Raw genomic sequence first — 25,139 nt, 5'->3', positions numbered from 1 at the left:
CTGTTGACTATGCAGGCCATATCTTACCTGGGTTTAAGATATTTTTGGGGTCTAAGGCTTTTTTGATTGCCTGCATCACGCCTACCGCATCTCCATGCTCATACTGCATGTATTTTTGTTTGCCCTGACCAATACCATGCTCGCCGGTACAAGTGCCTTCCATGTCAATGGCTCGCTTAGCCAATCGTCCAATAATTTTATCAGCTGTCTCTATTTCTTCGGCATTATTAGTATCGACAAGCAATAATACATGGAAATTACCATCTCCAACGTGACCAACTATTGGGCCTATCATGCCTGAAGCTTCAATATCTTTTGCAGTCTCGCTGACACACTCAGCGAGTCGTGATATGGGTACACAAGCATCGGTAGAAAGTGCTTGCGCTTGAGGACGTAAGGCGCAACTGGCCGGATACGCATTATGACGAGCATGCCATAGTTTTTTGCGCGCCTCTTCATTGCTGTCCCAAGCGAAGTCTGAACCGCCACACCCTTCTACAATGTCAGCAAATATTTCGGCTTGTTCTTGTACGCCAGCCGTACTGCCGTGAAATTCAACAAACAATGTGGGCATTTCTTTTAAGTTTAAATTAGAGTAGCTGTTGCACGCTTTAACTTGTAAGGTATCAAGCAGCTCGATGCGGGCGATAGGCAAACACATTTGAATGGTCATCATTGTGGCTTCACAGGCTGCTTCCACACTGGGGAAATGACATACCCCGCTAGCCACACATTCACTAATACCAAATAGCTTTAGGGTAATCTCAGTCACGATACCTAGGGTGCCTTCTGAGCCAATCATCAATCGGGTTAAGTCATAACCTGCTGCAGACTTCTTAGCTCTGCTCCCCGTTTTAATGATGTTTCCTTCGGCAGTAACGACTTCTAAAGCCAATACCACATCTTTCATCGTGCCATAGCGTACTGCATTTGTCCCTGAAGCACGCGTGGCGACCATACCACCGATAGTCGCATTGGCTCCGGGATCAATAGGAAAAAACAAGCCAGTATCACGTAAGTAATGATTAAGCTGTTCGCGCGTGACACCTGGCTGCACCGTAACCGTAAGATCTTCGTTATTTACTTTGATAATATCGTTCAGGTTACTCATGTCGATACATAAGCCACCATACGGGGCGTTGAGCTGACCTTCTAAAGAAGAGCCAATCCCAAAAGCAATAACTGGCATCTGATGACGGTTACAAATCGCCACCGCTTCAGCCACATCGTCTTTAATGTTCGCCATCAATACAGCATCAGCAGGCTGGCTAGTCAGCCAAGTCATCGTATGCGCATGTTGCTCGCGATTAGTGAGATTGGTACTTAAATCATTACCAAATTTGGCCTTAAGCTCTTTAATGGCCTCATCGAATTTGAAGTTATGAAGGCCATGCTTAGCAGTACCTGCCCCAGAAGGGCTTACTTGTTCATTCTGGTTATCAAAAGGGTTATCTAAAGGATTATCTAAAGAGTTATCTAAGATTTGAGTATCGGATAATAATTGTGACATGACCACCTCTTATGGTTCTTTTTAGCTTATTAATAACGACTTTAAGCAGACGGATTCTAGGATATATTTGAAGATTTACAGCAGGTTAGAATTGTAGACAAGCTATTTATTGTCAATAAGATATCCACTATATTCAATGCACAAGTGTACAAAACAAATTTGAATTAATTGATTGACTATAGGTATTTGTTTTCTTAGAATAAAGTCCATATAAAGACTTTGTTACTATCTTTATTACTAGCATTGTTAATAGGTTTATATACTAATTTAATATGTGGCTGTGATTTAAGACATTGAAAGTTAGCTTACTATATTTGTTTATTATATTTAGCTTATCATCACCCTTTACATGTTTTATGGCTTTATAATTCTTATCTAATTTTTATATTGCTAATGATGTATATCGCTAGTAACGGTAAAATAGTAGACGCTAATCTAGTAATTGCTTATCGGTAACTGTAACATACTTTACTCGTCTTATCTGACGAGAATTCGGTGCATATGGACATCACTCTTATACCGAATTATTTATACTAAGCTGTATTTTTCGCCACAAGGACGTACCATGAAAAAATCAATCTCGCTTGCCTGCGCGCTTGCCGTACCCGCTTTATTTGCCCAATCCGCTAATGCCCAATTTGACTTTTTTAAAACTGATGGTAGTTTTAAGCGTTTCTCTGTCTCTGCAGGTTGGTTACATGCTGAACCAACTGGCGATGCAACACCGGTTAAGAATAAAACAGCCATTTATGACGGATTTTTAGCAGAAAATGGCAGTGTCACTGTAGGTCAGGTTAAAGAAGTTATTGATCCAGCACAAGGGGAAGCCCGAGTTAATGATATCGAAACAGCTCTAGGCTTGGCAGGAGATAATAATACCGATTTATCAGATACGTTACTTGGCGATCTATCAGGTGTGAGTAAAAGCTACGGCTTGAAGAACTTTGCGACACCTGGTACAGGACTGGAATCAGATAGCGTTGATACTATCGGTCTCCTATTTACGTATTATATTGATGAGCATTGGGCCGTAGAATCTAAAGCAGGTATTCCACCAAAAGTTGATATCTTGGGTAAAGGTGAGGTTTTCGCGCCTTTTGAAGGCACAGTAACTCCATCTGGTGCAGCAAACAATATTGTAGGCGACTTTGATATTAAAAAAGACATCCAAATCACTGACCTGACTCAAGGTAATGGGGTTTCTTCTACAGCACGAGCTTGGTTACCTGCAGCCTTAGTACAATATCAGTTCGGCAAGCCTGGGGTTAACAAATTCCGTCCTTATGTTGGCGCTGGCGTTATGTTTGCCTACTTTAATGACATTGACTTAAATAAAGGTCTGGTTAATGATTTGGCGATCTCTGCTGGTCGCTTGCAATTAATTAGCGACAACAAAGCCGGAGCTGCATTAGGAACTAAAGAAGATATCGTTAATAATGCTGATGCTCAAGTAGCCACTATGAAAGTAGAAGCAGAAGCTGACAGTGTTTTTGCCCCTATCATTAATGTGGGTGCCACCTATGATTTGAATGATGATTGGTTTGCTGTTGGTTCAATCAGCTATGCCAAGCTTGATAGTGACACGACCATAACGGTCAAAAACGCTCAAGGTGAAAAACTTATTAAAGCCGTGTCTAACATTGATATCGACCCATACATTACCTATTTAGGTGTGGGTTACCGTTTCTAATATAGTCGGCGAACTTATAAAGAGTCACGGTGTTAACCTCGTTAAGCCTACCCTAGTAGTACTTGCACTCGGTTGCCTTGTGACTACTTTAAAGTTCTTTGACTATATATTCGTATCTAGATTATTGTTAAATGCATTAGTATTAAACGCACCTATTATTTAGGTGCGTTTTTTATTTTTATTTCATTTAGGGTCTGTTGAACATTCAAATATGGAACTGGCGGCGGTTATTTTTTAGGCAATATGCAGGGAAATTTTAGACACTTAGTTATTCTAAGTTAGAAAATTTCACAATATATTTACAAAAAATAGACCCGCCCCGTAGGGCTGATGCTAAAATTGCCCCAAACGTTGTTATAAACCTAGCTAAGGTCTAGACATTATCGTTGGTTTACGCCTAGTTTGGAACAATTTTAGCTATCAGCAGTCCTAATATTTGAATGTTCAACAGACCCTAATATAAGAACATTACTTAAATGATTGTTCTTAGACTTAGCTGTCTATAATCGACTGTAGTCTAAATGACTATCTTTAAAACGACTGTCTTCAAAACAGCTATTTATAAAATACGGGTCTTACATGAATTAGCTTGTTTAAATAAGATGTTAAAGTATAAAACGCTAAATAGATGGCCAATTTGGGTTATAGTTAACACTATAAACTCTGCACATTGTAGAAAACTTAAAGTATATAGCCAATTATATAAAAGTGTATTCAAATTATGACTCAAAACGCTATCGATCATACTCGAGATATTACCAACACCGACCTTCCTTACCAAATCGCTAATTTGCAACAGGTTCGTACCGGACAAGCGATGCCTTTCACGCGTGAACAGCAAAGCGCCATTAATAAATCACCGACAAAAGTGCCTACTGAAGTTAATTATTTAGGTTTGGTTACGGATGAGCAAGCAGACAGACGTCATCATGGCGGTCATCTAAAAGCGATTCATCAGATGAGTACCAAAACCTATGATCGCCTTAATGAAGCTTTTGGACTTAGAGTGGAGCCTGGCCTATTAGGTGAGAACTTAATAACCACTTCTACCAATAGCGCCATGCCTATGACCGAGGCCAACGTATGTATTGGCGATATCTATCAATATGGCGACACTGAAGATTGTGTTCAACTTATGGTGGTTCAGCCAAGAAGACCTTGCTATAAAATCAATGATCAAATTGGTGTTAATACGGTTAAAACCAACATCGCCTCATGGATAAGCCGTCAAGGTATTTCGGGATGGTATTTCAAAGTCGTAAAACAAGGCGTTATACAAGAAAACATGCCTGTGTATTTGGTCGATCGCCCTTATCCCTTTGCAACTTTAGCAGCGTTATGGAAGCTTACCAATGAAAAGAATAAAGTAAATGAGACTATAATAGCGCCTTGGTTGAACATAGCCTGTTTAGAAGACAGTTGGAAAAAAGCTTTAGCTAAAAAGATACTTTAAGTCAGTTATGAAAAGAACAAGAAACTTGCATAAAAAAAGAGAGCGTTAAGCTCTCTTTTTATAACATATATTTTTAAATGAACGTATTTTAATACAATTTCATTAAATGACCCTAGTTGGATGAGACTATTTATATAAGAACTATAAATAGCAAACTTAAAATTTATAATTAATTAAGGTAAGCTCATATAATTAAGCTTAACGATCACTTACAACACGACGACTTTCTTGAATTTCTATTTCGCCTGGTTGTGTGGCTTCTAATTCACCAACTCTGTCTTTGATACGTTCTTGAAGCGTAATCGGTGCAGGTTGTGTACGCTGACTAGCAGGCGTTATATTACCATATGTTTCGCCAGGTAATAACGGCGTATTGTCCATAGCTTGAGTGTTTCGATTATTGGTATTATAACTAGAATTAGAAGCTGACTGAGCGCGGTTGTTTTCACTAATCTGCACCCTACCTGGTTGAGTTGCTAGTAATTCACCATCTGGACCTACAATCTTTTGCTGTAGTGTATTATCAACTGGGTGGTTAAGCGCTCTAGCAGGTGTCACCTTACCTCTATTCACATTAGATGCAGCGTTCGCAGAACGGTTCATGTTATTCATAGTAGCTTGATCACTTACACTACCAGTATAGCTCGAAATCTCAACTTCACCTGGCTGTGTCGCAATTAGCTCACCACGCTCATCTTCAATCTTTTCTTGTAAGGTTATCTTAACTGGCGTATTACGCTGATCAGCTGGTGTTACATTACCATAACTTATCGAGTTTGTATTGGCCATAGCTGAGCCTGATACAGCAATCAAACCTGCCAAAACAGAGGATACAATAACTTTAGGATTTTTTAGTGTCTTATTAAATGTCATGAAGATCTCCAGAATTATAATTATTAATATTTAAAGTAAATGTTTAGATTAAAAATCAAGCAGCTATAGGCCGCTTAAAAACATTTACTAAACTTAGTATCTATTACTTATTACTTATTACTTATTACTTATTACTTATTACTTATTACTTATTACTTAGAATATATTATAGATATTATCTGCAAGATGTTAATTAAGGTTTGTTAGTTTTATTTAAAAGATGTAGCGTAGCGCTCATATGTTTACGTATATTTTCACGATTTGCATTAAGCCAATACTTAGTTTAACTATTGTTACATTTAGAACTTACCAATATTCTATGGTCTACTCTTAAACCAGATAACCACACTATTATTTATAGTGATTTTCTATTTAATAGCGACCGTTTTAAAAGCGACCGTTTTGGCTCAATAATAGTCAAAGTTTAGTCTTTAAGGGTTAGACGTTAGCTATAAAAAAGCCTTTCAACATAATCATAAATTTTAACGTATAATTTGAATATTTGTTAACTAACTATTTAATGAGTACATCATTAAAACCATACAGACGCCACTACTTTCGTTTGTGAGACCGATATGACAAAACTTCCTAATCAAAAAGATACATCCTCCCATTCTAATAATGATAAATCAGCACCTACTTATCCTAACCTTACTTCGAAGCGTAATTACAACTGGTTATGGTTGTTGCTGGCATTAATAGCTGCACTAGCAATAGGGTTACTAGCAGGGCGTATGTGGGGTGTTAAACAAGCTACTGAATCTACAGCAGTCGGCGATGATAACAACTCTATAGTAGGTTCAAAGTCTGATAAAGCCGATTCTGAAAGTTTGGCCTCTCAAAAGCCCGTTTTGACTGTAGAAACGGTTAAGCCTTCTCAGTCTACCATTGAGAATGATATCAGTGCTGACGGTACTATCAGTCCTGAAAGCACTTCTACAGTAAGCGGTAAAATTAATAACGTGGCTATAGAAAGAGTACTTGTTAAAGAAGGCGATCAAGTTAAAAAAGGACAGGTTCTGGCTGTGTTCGACACCGATGCCTTAAACCAAGCATTGACGCAAGCCAAGGCAGAGCTCGCTGAAGCTGAGACAAGCTATGAACTAGCTCAGCGAGACGCTAATCGTATTCTGCCCTTACTTGAGATTGATGCTATCAGTCAGCAAGAGGCAGATCGCTATGTGGCGACAGCAGAGCAGGCTGCTGCCGCGGCCGCCGCTTCAAAAGCACGCTTAAACACTCAAACACTTAATTTAAATAACGCACAAGTGACTGCGCCAGTGAGTGGGACGATTAGTAATAAAAACGCAAATGTGGGCAGCGTACCTGGTCCAGAGCCATTATTTACAATTATTGAAAATGGTAAGCTTGAGTGGCAAGCTTTAGTCGACCCTAATAAAGTGGGTCAAATTAATGTCGGTACAGGCGTAGAAGTCAATCTACCCAACAATAAAAGCGTTTCAGGTCAAGTGACTCGAATATCTCCTACCGCTGAAGAAGGCAGTCGTAAGATTGCCATTTATGCCTCATTAGCCCCGCATCCAAATGCACGCGCTGGCATGTATCAACGCGGTACATTCAAGCTGGGTGTGGACAACAAAGTGACTATTCCAGTCAGTGCGGTAATTACTCAAGATGGCTATGATTACGTGATGCAAGTCAAAGCGGTAAAAGATGAGAATCGCAAGACAATATACCGTGTGAATCGCGTTAAGGTTAATCTTGGTGAGCGTCAAGGTGATCGCGTGGTATTGCTTGAGCCTTTAAAAGGAAAGGGTAATATTGTGCGTCAAGGCGGTAGCTTTTTAAGTGATGGTGATATTGTTCGAATAGCAGGTACAGATTCTGAAACGCAAACGACCACAAAAGATAATAATCAAGCTGAAAAATAATCTTGAAATAAACCTAAGGGCTAATTACTTAAACTTATTATCTAAACTAAGTATTGAAACGGATTACTTAAACCTAATAAATTAGCTTTTTATTTTATACTTATTACGCCAATTACATCAATAATAATTTACGAATTTAAAAGTATTATCAAATTTTGTTTAATCCCAGGCAGGATGCACTTATGAGCCTTAACGTCTCAGCTTACTCTATTAGAAACCCTTTGGTAGCCATATTACTATTTATCCTCCTAACGCTAGGAGGTATTTATGGTTTTATGCAAATGAAAGTGCAGCAGTTTCCCGACATTGATTTACCCGCTGTGGTCGTTACTGTCACCTTACCTGGAGCCGCGCCTAGCCAGCTTGAAAATGATGTCGCCAAAAAGCTTGAAAATAAAATCTCAAGCATTGAGGGCGTTAAGCACATGCGCACTACTCTACAAACTGGAGCGGCAACCATAGCGACTGAGTTTGTTCTTGAAAAAGATATTCAAGAAGCCGTAGATGATGTGCGTTCTGCGGTTGGTGAAGTTCAAGGTGATTTACCTGCGGCGGCTAACGATCCTATAGTCACAAAGGTGACCACTGCTGGACTGCCTGTAGTTACTTATAGTGTGTCTGCCAATAATATTAGTACTGAGGACTTGTCTTGGTTTGTTAATGATACCATCAGCAAACGCTTGTCTGATATTAAGGGGGTAAGCACCGTAAGCCGTGTTGGGGGTCTTGAGCGAGAAGTGAGTGTCGAAGTCGATCCTATTACATTAAACGCTTTACAATTACCCATTACTCAATTGTCACAGCAAATTGCCAGTATTCAGCAAGACAGCTCTGGGGGTGAGGCGGAAATAGGCAGTAGTAAACAAAATATTAGGGTCTTGGGTGCGGTTGAAAGAGCAAACGAATTAAATGATCTTCAAATCGCACTGCCCACGGGCGGCGCCCAGCGTCTAGGTGAAATTGCTACTATCACAGACGGTACAGCGGACCCTGGTTCTATTGCTAAATTAGATGGCGAAACGGTAGTGGCTTTTAACGTCACCCGCGCTAAAGGTGCCAGTGAGGTTGAGATTGTAGAGCTGGTTGATGCAGAGCTTGCTAAGTTACAAAAAGATATGCCCAACTATAAAATAAGTAAGGTATTCGATAGAGCAACCCCAGTCGATGAAGATTACCAAGCGTCTGTACGAATGCTAATCGAAGGCGGTATATTGGCAGTTGTCGTGGTATTTTTATTCTTACGTAACGTGCGAGCCACCATTGTATCAGCAGTTGCGCTTCCATTATCGGTAATACCTACCTTTTTGGGTATGTATCTGTTTGATTTTAGTTTGAATATTATTAGTCTATTGGCATTGTCGTTAGTAATTGGGGTTTTGGTGGATGACGCCATTGTCGAGGTGGAAAACATCATGCGGCATTTGCGTATGGGAAAAACACCTTATCAGGCAGCTATGGAAGCAGCGGACGAGATTGGGCTTGCGGTGGTAGCCACCACGTTTACTCTCATTGCGGTATTCTTACCAACTGCCTTTATGAGCGGTGTTGTTGGCCAGTTCTTTCGTCAGTTTGGATGGACAGCTGCCATATCTATTTTTGTGTCTTTAATGGTGGCGCGCCTTATTACACCAATGATGGCCGCATACGTCTTACGTCCTGAAAAAAACCATGTCGAAAAGACAAGTCGCGTGATGCAGCTATATCTAAAAACAGTAGGATGGACCCTGCATCATCGCTGGTTGACTTTAGGCATCACCTTACTGTTGTTTATGGCGTCATTAACATTAGTAACCCAATTGCCCACGACGTTCATCCCTGAGAATAATATTGATCAAACTCGGGTTGGGATTGAGCTTACGCCAGATGCGAGTCTGGAAGATACCAGTCGCATCGCTAAAATGGTAGAAGAGCGTGTATCGCAAGTTGAGGGCGTCAAGAGCGTCTTAAGTGTCGTGGGCGATCCACAAGAAGCCAGTTTGGACTCCGCATCCAACGCCGCCAGTGTCGAAAATGCAGCCAGTTTAGATATCGTGCTAGAGCCTCGCGGCACTCGTCCAAGTAAGATTGAGATTGAGCGTGAGATCAGCGATATATTAACCTCTGTCCCAAGTGCACGCTTTGATGTCGGGTTATCAAGCGGCGGTGAATCAGGATACAGTTTTGCCGTTACGAGTACCGATCCTCAACTATTAGAACAAACCGCACGCCAAATTATGTCCGAAATTCGCGCTTTACCTCTAGCAGGTAGCGTGACCAGCAACCGAAGTTTACCGCGTCAAGAGCTCTCCATCATCCCAGACCGCATAGCGATGGCCGATCAGGGGGCAACGACTCAAGGCGTTGCAGATACCTTACGTGTCGCTACACTTGGTGACTACGAACAGCGTCTTTCAAAATTGAATTTAGAGACGCGCCAAGTGCCTATTGTTGTACGTTTACCTGAAGAGGCTAAGGACAATGTGAGTCAACTCGGGGATTTATTTGTACCCAGTAATAGCCCTGCAGGCGCACGTGTTAGTGACGTTTCAAATTTAGAATTTGGTACTGGCCCATCAGAAATACTGCGATTTGATAGAGAGCGTGCTATTACAATTACAGTGCAAGTTGCAGACGGTGAGCTTGGAGAATTGGTAGAAGCCGTTAAAGCCATACCATCGCTTCAAGAGAAGAATATACCTCAAAGCATATCTATCATTGATCAAGGTCAAGCTGAGAGTATGTCTGAGCTATTTAGTGGCTTTATAGTGGCTATGAGTGTGGGTATTATCTGCATTTTTGGGGTCTTAATTTTACTCTTTGGTAAGGTGCTTCAGCCCTTTACTATTTTGATGGCCCTCCCTCTATCAATAGGCGGCGCGTTTGTCGGTTTGGTAATTACCAACAGCAGTTTGTCCATGCCCTCTATGATTGGTTTTATTATGCTGATGGGTATTGCCACCAAAAACTCAATTCTATTGGTGGATTACGCTATTTTGGCAGAAAGAGACCATGGTCTGAGCCGTTTTGATGCGTTACTCGATGCTTGTAAAAAACGGGCAAGACCCATCATTATGACCACGGTGGCCATGGGAGCAGGTATGCTTCCGTTAATATTTGGATTGGGTGATGTGGATTCAACCTTCCGCCGTCCGATGGCAGCCGCGGTATTAGGCGGGCTAGTTACTTCAACCTTCTTAAGTCTGATTGTTATTCCAATGGTTTATACTTTCATGGATGACGTTTCAAACTGGTTTGCAAAGTGGTTACGACCACATGGTAAAACACAAGAGTCGTCTTGAAGTAACCTGCACGATAGTACATAAAGATAGCTGTCTTAACACTTACTAGCTTTTGACATTTACTAGCTTTTAAAAATTAGCAGTTAATAAGTGTTAATGACGTTATCACACTTTTTTTTTGACGCTATTATCTTGGGGGCTGAGCATAGCCATTATCCGCTGGAAAAGATTGCGGATTTTGATATCTAGGTTTATTAGGATCATAGAGCTCATAGACCACGGTACCTATAACACCCGTGTTATTAATTGATCCTGCGGAAGTATTAGCCGCATAAGCACTTTCTGGTTTGCTGAATATAAAGGAGGCGACCGCATTTTGACTTTTGCGGAAACCTTCAATGACCAATTCATCATTTGGATATAGAACATAACCATCATTATATCTACTCGCCGACGCGCCATTAAGAACGTCTAAACCATCGACACTGGCAACAATCTCATAAATTTTTTGGCTATTATTACGATATGTCAGACGATAGGCTTGTCCAGCCTTACCTTGTAGATAGTAGTTACCTGCATCACGATATATCGGTAGCCTACCTCTATCACCCTGTACGGCGAAGTCGAGCTTCCCTGCAACCAATGAGATACTATTTAAGGCGCGCCCTGAATAATATTTATCGGCGTAATTCACTTGCATAGTATCAATTGGCTCGCTACTTACTCGGCGCATATCAACCTCATGAACTCTAGAGGTGACTTCATCGCCCCACTCTGTGCCCAGTCGCTCTGACTGTGCTGCCACTTGCGTCGACTCAACATTGTAATTATCGTTTTGCGAGGAGCACCCCACCAGTAAAGCTATTGAAGAAACAACAGCCACGCCAATAGTTTGCTTAAGCTTAAATCCTTGTAATGCCATCCGAGTTCCCTAATAGTAGTTAGTTAGCTAGTTAACAAATAAATTAATAAATGTATAGTAATTTTAGTTACTTTTTTAGTATATCTTAATAAAACAATTACACAACTTAATGTTTATATCAAATACTCGGCCTTGTAATTAAGCCCTGATAATCAAATAGCCAGTTTTATTGAAAGCCTTTAAAATTTATTGATTGATTATAATTATATGGGTTTAAAAGTTATGAAGAGTTTTAATAAATACTCTACTTAAAAGCTTAGAATTTACTAAAGTTAGAATTTACTAAAGAATGTAAACTGATGCAAGTTTATTCGTTTCTATATTGTTAAGCCTACGTTATTCTTATTTACATAGATACATATGTTGGATAATCTTTAATTAAAACAAGATTATTAAATCAAGGATAATTAAAAAAGGTGCGCATTTAGTATTTTGATAATAACTATATATCTCATAACTTTATATGGTATTGAAATATTTAAAGTATTGAACGTTTAATGTCCTACCCCTTATTTTAACCATTAAGCCAGTATATAAGTACTAGCCAAATGAGGAAGTTATGAAGTCCATATCTGCTTTATCATTTAACAAGCTGTCCCCTCGACACTTATCTTCGATGTCGTCCATATTCATATCAAAACTCATGGCGGCTACTTTATTCTGTCTATCTTTTGGCTCAGCCAATGCCGCACCTACTATGATGCCTTCGTATAGTGAAGCAAATAGTGCGCTTGTTAATCAAGGTGCTTATGTCGCGCGTCAAGCAGACTGTATGGGCTGTCATAAAGAAAATTACTCAGGCGGTATCCCTATTGAAACGCCAATGGGTAAAGTCTATGCCACTAATATCACCCCTTCTGTAAAATATGGAATTGGTAACTACACAGAGCTGGATCTCAAAAAAGCCATCACCCAAGGTAAAACACCGACGCATCGATTATATCCAGGTATGCCTTATCCTTCCTATAGTGGTATGACAGATGAGGATATTCACGCTTTATTTGCTTATCTTCAGACGGTCACACCCGTAGATAAAGAACCCGAATACGAAACCCAGTTAAAGTTCCCATTTAATATTCGCCAGTTTATGATTGGATGGAATATTATAAATATGCCGAATTGGGAAGTTCGAGATGGCCTGACCGAACAGCAAGTTAAGGGGCAGTATTTGGTCGATAATCTGGGACACTGTGGTACTTGTCACACGCCGCGTACCTCTACCATGGGTTACAAGTTTGATAAGTACTTGACAGGCGCTATATTAGGTAATGTATTTGCACCTAATATTACTCCAGATGATGCAAGTGGTATTGGTAGCTGGACAGAGGATGAGATTGTCGAATATCTTCGTTCTGGTGAACTACATGGCAAAGCTTTGGCAGCAGGCCCCATGGGTGAAGTAGTTATGAATAGCACTCGTTATTTAAGTGATGAAGATCTTAATGCGATTGCAAGCTATCTAAAAGCCATACCTGCTATTGAAACTGATGATACACTGCAGCCAGTTAACCTTGCGGCATTACCCAAAAAACATAGCGATGACATCGAAATCAATTTAATGAAGCAAATTGATTATCTTGAGACGGCTAAATCTCAAGCACAGTCACCTGCAGAATCTTTATATCTATCTAAGTGTGGCAGCTGTCATGGAGTGAATGGATATGGACAATCGGATGCGGGATATGCGCCAATTATCGGTTTATCCAGCTTACGTCGTGATAATCCAGCACCAGTCATCAATGTGATCAACTATGGGGTGCATGATGTCGTCAATACCCGCCCAAAAATGCCTGGATTTGCTAACGATTTAAGTGCAGGTGAAATTGCACAATTAACCAACTTTGTGCGGGTTAAGTTTGGCGGGTTATCAGAAAGTAATGTTTCTGCTGAGGATGTTATTACACATCTTAATGCGAGACCTGACACCCCTTTTTTGATTAAAAATGCTGGGTGGCTTGCCATCCTAGGTATTATCGCCGGATTAATCATATTGTTCTTGATCATTCGAGCCTTTATCAAACGCAATTAGTGCGCTGACTTAGTTAGGACGATCTAAACTTAGTTAAAACAAACTAAAGCTAGTTAAGACGATCTAAACTTAGTTTAATCAGGTCAAACTTAGCGATTAAAAGTTACAAGGACAAGATAATGTTAGACAATCTTAAATCCCCAACCCGCCGGCAGCTACTCACCATGATTGGTAAGACAGCGGGCGCTACTGCCATGTATCAGGCGATGACAACATTAGGCTTTGCATCTGAATCTAGTTTTAAAGATCAAATGGATCTTAAAGGCGCACCTCCAGGTGCTAGTATTGTTGTACTAGGCGCTGGTCTAGCGGGTATGGTAGCGGCGTATGAATTAAGAAAAGCTGGCTATAAAGTGACTATTCTTGAATACCAAGATCGTAGTGGTGGCCGCTGTTTGACCTTACGTGGAGGCGATAGCTTTACCGAACTTGGGGGCGAAGAGGTTACCTGTAACTTTCAAGATGGCAACTATTTAAACCCAGGGCCGTGGCGTCTTCCCAGTCATCATTATGCCGTGTTCCATTACTGTAAGAAATTCGGGGTGAAACTTGAACCTTTTATTCAAACCAACAACCGTGCTTATCTACATCGCATTAATCATTTCAATGGTGCACCGCAGCGTTTAGGTGATGTGGAAGCCGATGTGAGAGGTCATGTCTCTGAATTATTGTCTAAAGCGGTGAATGTTGGCGGCTTAGATCAAGCCGTAACCAATGAAGATAAAGAAAAACTTTTAGAAAATCTCAAAAGCTGGGGCGCTTTGGATAATAACTATACCTACAAGCGTAGTATGGATACCGCGACATACCGTGGGTATTCTGTTTACCCTGGAGGCGGTGACATGCCCAAAGCTCAGCCCTCTACGCCTATCCCACTTGATGCACTATTAAACTCAGGCGTGTGGTCAGACATCTACGCCAACTTCACTCCGTATATGCATCATCCCACCATGTTCCAGCCAGTAGGGGGCATGGATGCCATTGGTAATGCATTTGCACGCGAATGTCAGGATATGATCACGCTAAATGCCAAAGTAACCCGTGTGCATCAAGATGATAATGGGGTACGAGTAGATTATGTGAACACTAATGATACGGGTGGCGCAACCCAATCGGTTACTGCGGATTGGTGTATTTGTACCATACCTTTATCGGTATTAACACAAATTCCTGTTAACTTCTCAAGACCTATGCAAGAAGCTATATCAGCGGTACCTTACCAAACCTCATTCAAAGTAGGGCTTGAATTCAAACGTCGTTTTTGGGAAGAGGATGAGTGGATTTATGGCGGTATTTCTTACACTGATTTGCCCATTCAGCAAATTGCCTATCCGTCTCAAGATATGTTTAGTCAAGGAACTGGCGTTCTGTTAGGCGCTTATGGATGGGGTCCAACCTCGTATAAATTTAACACGCTAACTCCTCAAGAACGTATTGATGCAGCGCTTGCCTATGGTAAGCACATTCATCCGCAGTATCCTAAAGAGTTTTTATCAGGTACGTCGTTGGTTTGGCACCGTATACCGTGGACGTTAGGGTGTTACGGCATATGGACTTATGAAGCACGCGATCAATATTATAAGACCTTAACTAGCATTGATAACCGCATTGTGCTAGCAGGTGAGCATTGCTCACATATACCTGCATGGCAAGAGGGATCACTTTTATCTGGGCTTGATACCGCCAATCGTCTGCACAAAAGAGCCAAAGCGGTTTAATTTGCCTTTCAGTAGTATGATTGAATCATTGGTGATAAGTAATGCTAAGTTTCAAGAATAACAAAGGTTATTATTAAATACCGTTATTAGTTATTAACTTAGGCTTAGTAAAGTTATCTCGCATTGGTTTTTAAAACTATTGTTAATTACGACCATAAGGCTTGTCTACAAAATAATGAGATTAATATGACTTATTTTACATACCGACTCATCAGACCTATCAGCGCCCTGCTTATGGCATCCACATTAGGGCTATTATATGGCTGTTCAACCGCAGATCAAAATGCAGAAACTTTAGCAAAAACCACAGACGGCTATGCACCAACAACTCCGCAAGCACAGTTTGATCCGCAATCCAGTCGTAATAATGGCTCTTGGGGCGCAGTTTATATGACAGAAGCGGAATTAAATGATGCGAATAGAAATGTCGTTGACTTTAGCGACATAGCCCCCTATCAAGAAGACCCTGAACTTGATAAATGGAAGCAGAAGTTTGGGGAGGAAAATTCATTTGCCACGATAGATGGCAAAAAGCTATATCATGATTCTTGTGCAGGATGTCACATGCATCAAGGAGAAGGCGCCTTTGGTGCAGGCTATTATCCACCACTTGCTAATAATACTAAGATGGATTCTAAATACTATATTATCGATATCTTGATTAATGGGTTACGCGGTATGCCATCTTTTGACTTAATGATGAACGATCAACAGATAGCGGCAGTCACCCAATATGTGATGAATGATTTAAACAACTATAATGCTGAGGTTACCGAAGATGATGTTATTCATTTACGCCCTGACCACGCGCCAGTTGAAGATGAAAGATAGCTCAAACCGTTAAGCACGCTCTGGGTTAATTATTAACTAAGCTAACTATTGATTTAAACAAGCTGCTATGATTATCAGCTTGTTTATTGCTTTTACTAGATTGCTTTTACTAGATTGCTTTTACTAGATTGCTTTTACTAGATTGCTTTTACTAGATTACTTTTACTAGTTTACTTCTATTTATTAGTACTTATCTAATAATCTCAACCACTTAATTACCGCGATAGCTGAGTGCTTCACTCAAATGAGGCGTTTGTATATCAGCACTATTTGCCAGATCAGCAATGGTGCGAGCCACCCGTAATAATCGATGATACCCTCGGGCAGATAAATTAAGCTTACTTTGAGCCATTGCAAGTAGCTGCTTTTCATTTTCTCCTAACGTGATATGTTTGTCCATTTCACTGGGCGTTAACTCACTATTTGGCTTATTCTGCCTTTTATGCTGCTGCGCATAGGCACTGGTAACTCTTGAGCGCACCGTATGCGACTGCTCGCCCGCTTGGCTATTTTGTAAATCACTGATAGGTAGTGCCGGCACACTGACCTGCAAATCTATTCGATCCAGTAAAGGCCCAGAGATTTTATCTTGATAGCGCTGGATTTGCTCCGGGCGACAGTGACAGCGGTTAGAAGAATCACCATGATAACCACATGGGCAGGGATTCATAGCGGCCACCAATTGAAAGTTCGCTGGAAAGGTTGACTGTTGGTTAGCACGGCTAATGGTAATTTGTTTTGACTCTAACGGCTGGCGTAGTACCTCTAATACCTTTCTATCAAACTCTGGCATCTCATCCAAAAATAGCACCCCTTTATTAGCAAGGGTAATCTCACCTGGTTTAGGTCGTGAACCTCCGCCGACTAATGCAACTGCTGATATAGTATGGTGAATTTCTCTAAAAGGTCTGGTGCCATACTGATACTCAGTATTGGCTACTGAATAAGTACTGGCGACCTCTAATGCCTCTTCATCCGTTAAGTCTGGCAGTATGGTTGGCAAGCGAGCTGCCATCAACGTTTTGCCAGAACCAGGTGGGCCGGTGAACAATAGCGAATGCCCACCTGCCGCTGCTATCTCTAACGCTCGCCTGGCATGATGTTGACCTTTCACATCTGCCAGATCAACTTTATAGCTGGCATCACGTTTAGGTAGTTTGGAGGTTATGGGCGTTAATAAACCCGCTTGACTTGTCTTATTATTAGGGTCTAACGCGATGCTATGCTGTGCCTGAAGATGGTCACATACAGCAGCAAGCGTTGTGGCGCCAAACACAGTCACTCCAGCAACGCGGCTTGCCTCGCTACCATTGACAATTGGCAACATCAGCTTATGCGATATCTCATGGCTTTGTGATGACTGTGTATTATCATCTTGATTTGACGAGTTGGCTTGGCTATGTTTTTTGTTTAAGTCAGTTTTAATGGCTCGTGCTACAGCTAGCCCACCTGCTATGGGACGTAAATCACCATTTAACGCAAGCTCACCGATAAACTCATATTCATGTAACCATTCAGGATCTATTTGACCACTCGCGGCTAATATGCCCATCGCAATCGGTAAATCCAAGCGCGCGCCCTCTTTGGGGAGATCTGCTGGCGCAAGATTTATCGTTAGACGCCGATTAGGAAACTGGAAGTTCGAATTTATGATGGCCGAGCGCACTCTGTCTTTGCTTTCTCGAACTGCGGCCTCTGGTAGTCCTACAATGGTTAATGCAGGTAGGCCTTGCGATAGATGCACTTCTACCATAACTTTAGGGGCATGCAGCCCAACAACCGAACGTGTATTTACTTGGGCGAAAGACATGTATTACCTTAACGTATAGACATATATAAACAGGGATGTGAAATAAGTTTAAAAAACGTGAACATTAGTTGTTATGCTACATTTGAACAATTGATATGAGCAATTGATATGAACATTAGACAATAAAGATTCAAATAATAGATTAATTATCAAAACTTAGCAAAGCTCAATTTGAGTTTAGCTAGAATTTTTTGATGATATTGCTCATATTATTATATTTAATCAACATGATTAACAGACATAAAATGCACCGAATGACGCGAGGCATACGCCATAGAAGAGATTTAGGATCAGATTAAGGAACAGGCTAAGGATCAAGATGTTAAATAAAAACACAGTCACTGCACTGGCCTGTCTATTGGTTGGCGGCGCCCTTTTAGGCGTTTCGACCAATCTGGCCAAATATGCCGGTACTATAGATCTTAACCCTTTAGCATTTGTGTTTTGGTCTATTACTGGCGCAGCTTTGATATTATTGGTCAGGGCCAAAGCCCGTCACCAGCCGCCACTGATAACTAAACGCAGTCTCGAGTATTATTTGGTAGCCGCATTGGTCAGTGTGGCAGGCGCTAACTTAATCTTTTTTTCTGCTATTCCTCAAGTTGGCGCCAGTTTTGTGGCGTTAGTCATCACCCTTCCGCCATTATTGACTTATCTGGGTGCGCTATTGTTAAAGATGGAGCGCTTTGATGTGTTGCGCGCTTTGGGCGTGATATCGGCATTGGGCGGCGCAGGGGTCTTGGCTGGCAATAAATTAAATGCGCCTGATGCGAGTGTTTTTTGGATCTTAGTAACTTTGTGTGGTCCTGTGCTATTGGCGATAGGCAATCTTTATCGCACTCTACGATGGCCACCTAATGCCCCGCCTAGCGCCTTAGCACCGGGTATGCTAGTAGCGGCAGCCATACAGTTAACCGTGGTAAGTATTTTGCCAAACTTTTCATTATCCCTACCTACCCAAGATTCATTAACTTTTACCGTCTCAATCGGTGTAATCGTACTGCAAGCTTTTATTTTTGCTGCTCAATTTCAACTGTTATTTATTTTACAAAAATCTGGAGGGCCTGTACTACTAAGCTTACTAGGTTCTACCGCTGCCGTCTTTGCCATACCCATTGCGATATTTGTACAAGGGGAAGCTCCTCCTAAAGGACTGGCTATGGGGGCTTTATTAATCGTTAGCGGCGTAGCCTTAGTAACTTGGGGCGGTATAAGAAAATCAATGCTCAAATGAACTATGAGCTGCGCGGCATAACAAATAATATTATAACCAACCATTAAATTGTAAAAAAAATAGCTATAAAGTATAAGTTGCAGCTATATTTAAGAAGTATGATAACCCTGAGGTTACAGGTTATTTTGCTATAATTTGTTATAATTGACCAGGGGCTGTATAGAATTGATTCATGGAACTGGCGGAGACTATTTTTTAGTCAATATGCAGTGAATTTTTAACGCTTAGTCATTCTAAGCTAGAACCCTTAATTATTGAATGTCGCAATATATTGGCAAAAAATCGTCCCGCCCCTGAGAACGGATTAAGCTATTAGCAGTCCTAATTAATCAATTCTATACATCCCCTAATAAATCAATTTATCCATCCGCTTTATTTTATCGGCTTTCCGATAAGGCAATAGTTATGACCAATTCTGCAATATTTACAGACCAAGCCAACCTACTTCCTTCAACTGAACGTCCAGATTTTACGCCACCAAATCCTTATGCCAAAAGACAGTTTGATGCCGCGACATCTGATATGCCGCAGTTAGAATACGATGAAGCTTTGATTCAAAAGTATAATCGCTCAGGGCCTCGTTACACCTCATATCCTACCGCTTTGGAGTTTAAACCTATTCAAAGTGGTACTGAATTAAATATTTTGACCAGTCGCGACCCCAATGCTCCGATATCACTCTACTTTCATATACCTTTTTGCCGCCACCTTTGCTATTACTGTGCGTGCAATAAAATTATTACCAAAAAGAACAGTGATGCTGGCGACTATTTAGAGTATTTAAAACAAGAAATAAAACAAAAACGGGCTTTATTAGAGCGTCCAGACTCAGGCGGCAAACCCTATGTGAAGCAGCTACATTTAGGTGGAGGAACGCCAACCTTCTTTAGTGATGACGAACTGGTTGAGCTTTGGGGGTTTTTACAGACTCAGTTTGAATTTGCACCGTCGTCAATCGATAATACTACCGAAGCGCAGCCGGACGTTGGCGATTATTCGGTTGAAATTGACCCGCGTGAAATTAGAGGCACCACCCTTGATGTCTTACGTCACTTAGGCTTTAACCGCATCAGCTTTGGGGTACAAGATTTAGACCATAAAGTACAAATCGCGGTCAATCGAGTACAGTCTGAAGCGCTTATTCGCAGTGTGATGGATAAGACGCGCCAATTGGGCTTTCAGTCTACCAATATTGATTTAATTTACGGCTTACCGCATCAAACTCCTAAGACCTTCGCCAAAACGGTAGAGACGATTGTCGATATCTCACCAGATAGATTGTCTATATTTAACTATGCGCATTTACCTCATCGCTTCAAGTCGCAACGCCAAATCAAGGACGAGGATTTACCGAGCCCCAGTGAGAAGCTTGAAATGTTCAGCGATACTATAGCTGATTTAAATGAGGCAGGTTATCAATATATAGGTATTGATCACTTCGCTAAGCCTGATGATAGTATGGCTGTCGCACAGCGCGAAGGAGTGCTACATCGAAATTTTCAAGGCTATACCATACTTGGTGATTGCGATTTATTAGGTTTCGGCGTGTCCGCTATTAGTCAGATCAATAGCACCCTTCATGCCAATAGAGGCAATAGCGCCACACATATATTGCAAAATCATACCGATCTAAAAGAGTATGAAGCGATGGTAGATGCCGATAAATTGCCTGCTGTGAGACACATCAAAACCAACATTCAAGATCGTCTCCGTGGTTATGTCATTTCAAACTTACTTTGTCATGATTACATCGACTTTAAAGACTTAAATCAGAAATTCGGTATTGATGCCATCACCTACTTTATTGATGAGATTCAGCAGCTCGGTGATATGCAGCAAGACAGATTAATCGATATGGATGCTGCAGGAATTCGTATTTTGCCTAAAGGTCGTCTTCTCGCCCGTAACGTGGCCATGGTATTTGACACTTATTTAGCCAGTAAAGAAAAAGGTCGTTTTTCAAAAGTGATTTAGTAAGGAGCTATAGTCAAAGAAATATAAAATGGTTAAAAGGCAACCGAGTTCAAGTACTATTATAGTAGGGCGAGCGGAGTTAACACCGTAATCGTTTAGTATTTCGCTGACTATATTTGACAAAACATTAAATTAAGGAGCAGCTAAGCCTGCACCTACACTGGTCGGTAAGGTATAATCAATCGAGCCCCATAACGGTTGCCAATAAAAAGTGACTACTTCGTAAAAACGAACTTCACTTAAACACAATACGAGGTTCCCTGCCCTACCAATACTATATTATTCTGATCAAGACTATCAGTAATAATGTGCCATAAGTCTTTGTGTGGTATCGGTAGCGCCAGCCTATACGACTCGATCAAATAGATAGTCGGCAATGGTATATATACGTTGATCGTGTCATTATGAAATTTATTTTTATTATCTTTGTTGTTTATTTAACGAAGTTATTGTTAGAGTCCTTTAACTTTAAACTTTTAATAATCTTTTAGCCTTTGAGAATAAAACTTAAAATGATATCAAATCGACTTAAGATTTAAATTTGTTACCCACCATACCTTTAACAGTACTTAAAATATCCGCTGGCAGTATGACAGTTTTGGCATTATCAGACTCCGCAAGCTCTTGCATGGCTTTAATGTACTGCTCACCCAAAAGATAAACCACAGGCATCTCTTCTTCACCCATCGCATTGGTAATCAAGCGTATGGACTCTTCAGAACCTTTCGCCAATACAACTTGAGCCTCAGCATCACGGCGCGAGGCTTCTAAGCGTCCATCGGCTTCTAAAATAGCCGCCTGCTTCTGTCCATCGGCACGTGTCACGGTCGCACGGCGCTGTCGCTCTGCCGCTGCTTGCTCTTCCATCGCCGTCTGCATGGTATCTGAAGGATTAATATCTTGAATCTCTACAGTTTTGAGGGTAATCCCCCAGTCTGCGATGTCTTCAGAAATGGCTTGCTTAAGCAAGGCTTTAATATGATCACGGCTTGATAAGGCGCTGTCCAAATCCATTTCACCAATAATAGAGCGCAGAGACGTCTGTACTAAATTACGAATACCGTACTCATAATCTTCAATGCCATACACTGCTTTTTCTGGTTGAACAATACTGATATAGGCCACGGCATTAGCAATAATAACCACGTTATCGCGCGTAATAACTTCCTGCGACGGAATGTCTAAAACAATGTCCTTGGTGGTTAATTTATAAGCCACTTCATCCACATAAGGGATGATTAGATTAAGTCCAGGTTCAAGCGTCTGCTGATATTTACCTAATCGCTGGACTACCCATTTATACCCCTGAGGAACAATTCGCACGCCTTTGAATATCGTAAAGACAACCAAGGCGATAAGTACTAACATGACAATACTGACACTTCCCATCATAAACTCCGTTTACATTTAATCCATTTATCGACTATTTATTCTATAATCTGTTGTGATTCTATAATGGTCTATTGAGGTACTATACGGTTATCGGTGGTTGATATGTGCCTGTATTTTAGAGGGCGCAACAACCAGCTCATTACCTATAATATCAACCACCACTACCCGTTGCCCCATCTCAAGAGCTTCACCTCGCGTTCGGCATGGCCATTCGGTGGCACCGACTATAGGCACACTAAAGCGAACCGTACCTGTTCTTTTAAGCGTTGGTACCGAAGTAATCATTCCTGTTTCACCAACTATGACAGACCCACCAAGCCCAGCTTTGGTTCGGTCAATTGACAAAGGTTGTATAAATCTAAACCAGATAAATACCATGGCAATAGACATAATTAACCATATTACAATTTGCATTAACTCTGATATTGGAAACAGCCATGCCAACAGCGCCACAATGACCGCTGCCACACCAAACCAAAGCGTAGCAAATGTGGTCAAAAACATTTCAAGTATGATTAAAATACCTCCGAGTACTAACCAGTGCCAAGGTTCTATGCCAAACATACGTCATCCTTAAGTGTGTTAACTATGTTTATATTACCATCATTAACCCATAGCGTCTGTGGAACATTTAATAAACTCTAATTTTATCAACTTAATCAATATTACTTTGCATCAAAAATTATTTTAGACATAAAAAAACGACCGCCGAAGCGGTCGTTATATATACAATTAATTTAAGTCAACTTAGAACAAATTAATTTAAAAGATATTTTGCAGTTGATTAAAATTTGAAATTAGCACCTAAAGTAATACCTGAAGCATTTAAATTACCTTGGTCAGCAACGTTATCAACTTTTGGATACCAATCATAAGCAAGCTCTATAGCAGCATTAGGCGCTAAATTATAACCTAAGCCTAATCCACCTGCTAATCCAGTGTCTGATGAACTACCACTATAGGCGTTATAAGTGTAAGCTTTTGAATCAACATCAATTTTGTTTTTAGCAATACCTAGACGGCCTTTAGCATACATTTGTGAACCTGGGAATGTATAATTATAGGTACCATATAATCCATAAACTTTTGCGTCATACTCTGACTTATTAAGTACACCATCTTTAAACTTTTCATTACCGGTTGTCATATATTCAGCTTCAATACCCCAATTAGGATCAAAGGTCATACCGCCGTATACACCATATGATGTCGCGTCATCCTTAGCACTATCTAAGTCATACATACCAACTTTAGCACCAATATAAGGCTGCGCTACCATACCATTACCATAAGTAACGGCTGCTTGTGCACCCATTGTCATTAGTGCGCCAGTTGTTATTGCGAGTAGTGTTTTTTGAAATAGTTTCATGATTAACTCCTATTATTATTCTTAAATAATATTTAGATAATTGAATGTTAAAAGAGTATAAGAATTAACTTTTTATTTTTTATACTTTTTATTAGTTCCAACTCCTTATGTATCTATAATAGCAAAATATACAATTTAGTCTGTTGAGCTTTGATAGGCCAGTTGTAAAGTATTCCTTCCAAATATATCCATTAACGCTAATCAGTAACTTTAAGCAAATAGCTTTACAATAGAAAACGGCCACTTATGCGGCCGTTTTTAATTTTGCTTTGGGACTGTCTCAAACCTAAATTAAACTAAAACTTATAATGAGCACCTAATGTAATACCCGATGCATCAAAATCTTCATCGCCAACCTCAACAGGAGGATAAAGATTATAAGAAGCTTCTTTTGGAAGTATTAAAAACCATGACATATGAAAAAAACGACTACCTAAAGTAGTCGTTTTGTTAATTTAATACCAATTTTAAATAATAGTAAAAACTTAGTAAATTTAAGATTTAATCAAATTAGAATTTGAAGTGAGCTCCAAGGGTAATACCTGAGGCATCTAAGTCATCACTGTTATCTACTTCAATAGAAGGATACCAGTTATACATAGCTTCGATAGAAGCATTAGGCGATAAATCATAACCAAGACCTAAACCACCTGCAACGCCCGTGGTAGAACCTTCAGTGTTAACATTAATGTAGTTAGATTTAGTCTCTAATTCTACTTCATTTTTTGCTACACCTAAACGGCCTTTACCATATAAACCATTGGTATTTGGCACATAATAATCTGCAGTAGCATATAAACCATAAGTATCTGCAGAATATTCATATACTTTAGAGAAGTCTTCATCACCTGTAGTCAGATATTCAGCTTCAAGACCGAAATTAGGTGTGAATTTAGCACCACCATAAATACCATATGACATTGCTTCGTCGTCGGCACGATCTAGATCATATTGACCAATCTTAGCGCCAATGTATGGTTGAGCTGTCATGCCATTACCATAAGTTACGGCAGCCTGTGCACCCATAGTCATTAAAGCGCCAGTAGTTAATGCTAGTAGTGATTTTTGTAATAATTTCATAATGTCTCTCCAATTTAATAATAGTGAACAAGCTTAGTTTGTAACAGTTGAATCTCAAATCTAAATGTATTCTTATTCATCAAATAACATTTAAATCAGCTTGTTATCGACTTTGCTTGTCTTTCAATCGATGAGTACATAGTA

General features: G+C 40.3%; 18 protein-coding genes. 9 read left to right on the top strand and 9 right to left on the bottom strand.

The features are described 5' to 3' along the window. Positions 1-7: 7 nt before the first annotated feature. Positions 8-1,510: an FAD-binding oxidoreductase gene (locus tag AC2SLP_RS08710; RefSeq protein WP_486536283.1), complete on the bottom strand. Its 1,503-nt coding sequence runs from the start codon at positions 1,508-1,510 to the stop codon at positions 8-10. 565 nt (positions 1,511-2,075) lie between these two features. Between AC2SLP_RS08710 and AC2SLP_RS08705 the strand changes: the two genes are divergently transcribed. Both AC2SLP_RS08705 and AC2SLP_RS08700 read left to right on the top strand, forming a co-directional pair. Beyond that, positions 2,076-3,200: an OmpW/AlkL family protein gene (locus AC2SLP_RS08705; RefSeq protein WP_486536282.1), complete on the top strand. Its 1,125-nt coding sequence runs from the start codon at positions 2,076-2,078 to the stop codon at positions 3,198-3,200. Between the two features lie 721 nt (positions 3,201-3,921). Further along, the gene (locus tag AC2SLP_RS08700) at positions 3,922-4,653 is read left to right on the top strand and encodes an MOSC domain-containing protein (protein ID WP_486536281.1); all 732 of its coding nucleotides are present in this window, start codon (positions 3,922-3,924) and stop codon (positions 4,651-4,653) included. Positions 4,654-4,851: 198 nt separating this feature from the next. Here the strand turns inward: AC2SLP_RS08700 and AC2SLP_RS08695 are convergent, their stop codons facing one another. Continuing rightward, positions 4,852-5,526 carry a hypothetical protein gene (locus tag AC2SLP_RS08695; RefSeq protein ID WP_486536280.1) on the bottom strand — a complete coding sequence of 225 codons (675 nt, stop codon included), beginning with the start codon at positions 5,524-5,526 and terminating at the stop codon, positions 4,852-4,854. 575 nt (positions 5,527-6,101) lie between these two features. On the opposite strand from AC2SLP_RS08695, the gene AC2SLP_RS08690 reads away from it, so the two are divergent. Together AC2SLP_RS08690 and AC2SLP_RS08685 are read left to right on the top strand one after the other, a co-directional pair. After that, on the top strand, positions 6,102-7,418 hold the full coding sequence (locus AC2SLP_RS08690) for an efflux RND transporter periplasmic adaptor subunit (protein ID WP_486536279.1): 1,317 nt from the start codon (positions 6,102-6,104) through the stop codon (positions 7,416-7,418). A gap of 182 nt (positions 7,419-7,600) precedes the next feature. Beyond that, positions 7,601-10,696 carry an efflux RND transporter permease subunit gene (locus AC2SLP_RS08685; protein ID WP_486536278.1) on the top strand — a complete coding sequence of 1,032 codons (3,096 nt, stop codon included), beginning with the start codon at positions 7,601-7,603 and terminating at the stop codon, positions 10,694-10,696. Positions 10,697-10,823: 127 nt separating this feature from the next. Here the strand turns inward: AC2SLP_RS08685 and AC2SLP_RS08680 are convergent, their stop codons facing one another. Together AC2SLP_RS08680 and AC2SLP_RS08675 are read right to left on the bottom strand one after the other, a co-directional pair. Then, a complete protein-coding gene (locus AC2SLP_RS08680) occupies positions 10,824-11,558 on the bottom strand; it encodes a hypothetical protein (protein WP_486536277.1) in 735 nt (244 codons plus the stop codon). A 540-nt stretch (positions 11,559-12,098) separates the two neighbouring features. Continuing rightward, positions 12,099-12,242, bottom strand: a complete 144-nt coding sequence (locus tag AC2SLP_RS08675) for a hypothetical protein (RefSeq protein WP_486536276.1) — start codon at positions 12,240-12,242, stop codon at positions 12,099-12,101. A gap of 13 nt (positions 12,243-12,255) precedes the next feature. Between AC2SLP_RS08675 and AC2SLP_RS08670 the strand changes: the two genes are divergently transcribed. The 3 genes from AC2SLP_RS08670 to AC2SLP_RS08660 all read left to right on the top strand — a co-directional run bounded on the left by AC2SLP_RS08670 (position 12,256) and on the right by AC2SLP_RS08660 (position 16,136). Beyond that, complete coding sequence (locus tag AC2SLP_RS08670; RefSeq protein WP_486536275.1) at positions 12,256-13,587, top strand: cytochrome c; 1,332 nt, start codon at positions 12,256-12,258, stop codon at positions 13,585-13,587. Positions 13,588-13,706: 119 nt separating this feature from the next. Next, positions 13,707-15,305, top strand: a complete 1,599-nt coding sequence (locus AC2SLP_RS08665; protein WP_486536274.1) for a flavin monoamine oxidase family protein — start codon at positions 13,707-13,709, stop codon at positions 15,303-15,305. Between the two features lie 186 nt (positions 15,306-15,491). Then, entirely contained in the window at positions 15,492-16,136 is a 645-nt protein-coding gene (locus AC2SLP_RS08660) for a c-type cytochrome (protein ID WP_486536273.1), read from the top strand. Between the two features lie 211 nt (positions 16,137-16,347). Here AC2SLP_RS08660 and AC2SLP_RS08655 read toward each other — a convergent pair whose 3' ends face one another. Next, a complete protein-coding gene (locus AC2SLP_RS08655; RefSeq protein WP_486536272.1) occupies positions 16,348-17,946 on the bottom strand; it encodes a YifB family Mg chelatase-like AAA ATPase in 1,599 nt (532 codons plus the stop codon). Between the two features lie 319 nt (positions 17,947-18,265). Between AC2SLP_RS08655 and AC2SLP_RS08650 the strand changes: the two genes are divergently transcribed. Then, on the top strand, positions 18,266-19,180 hold the full coding sequence (locus AC2SLP_RS08650) for a DMT family transporter (RefSeq protein WP_486536271.1): 915 nt from the start codon (positions 18,266-18,268) through the stop codon (positions 19,178-19,180). Between the two features lie 405 nt (positions 19,181-19,585). Next, positions 19,586-21,154, top strand: a complete 1,569-nt coding sequence (gene hemN, locus AC2SLP_RS08645; protein ID WP_486536270.1) for an oxygen-independent coproporphyrinogen III oxidase — start codon at positions 19,586-19,588, stop codon at positions 21,152-21,154. A gap of 528 nt (positions 21,155-21,682) precedes the next feature. Here the strand turns inward: hemN and AC2SLP_RS08640 are convergent. The 4 genes from AC2SLP_RS08640 to AC2SLP_RS08625 form a co-directional block, all read right to left on the bottom strand. Then, positions 21,683-22,543, bottom strand: a complete 861-nt coding sequence (locus tag AC2SLP_RS08640; RefSeq protein ID WP_486536294.1) for an SPFH domain-containing protein — start codon at positions 22,541-22,543, stop codon at positions 21,683-21,685. Positions 22,544-22,633: 90 nt separating this feature from the next. Beyond that, positions 22,634-23,110 carry an NfeD family protein gene (locus AC2SLP_RS08635; RefSeq protein ID WP_486536269.1) on the bottom strand — a complete coding sequence of 159 codons (477 nt, stop codon included), beginning with the start codon at positions 23,108-23,110 and terminating at the stop codon, positions 22,634-22,636. Positions 23,111-23,330: 220 nt separating this feature from the next. Further along, positions 23,331-23,915, bottom strand: coding sequence for an outer membrane beta-barrel protein (locus tag AC2SLP_RS08630; protein WP_486536268.1), 585 nt, complete (start codon positions 23,913-23,915; stop codon positions 23,331-23,333). A gap of 510 nt (positions 23,916-24,425) precedes the next feature. Further along, entirely contained in the window at positions 24,426-24,995 is a 570-nt protein-coding gene (locus AC2SLP_RS08625) for a porin family protein (protein ID WP_486536267.1), read from the bottom strand. Between the last annotated feature and the right edge of the window lie 144 nt (positions 24,996-25,139).

The organism is Psychrobacter sp. CX21 (genome assembly GCF_057396255.1).
This window is presented reverse-complemented; position numbering and strand designations above follow the sequence as displayed.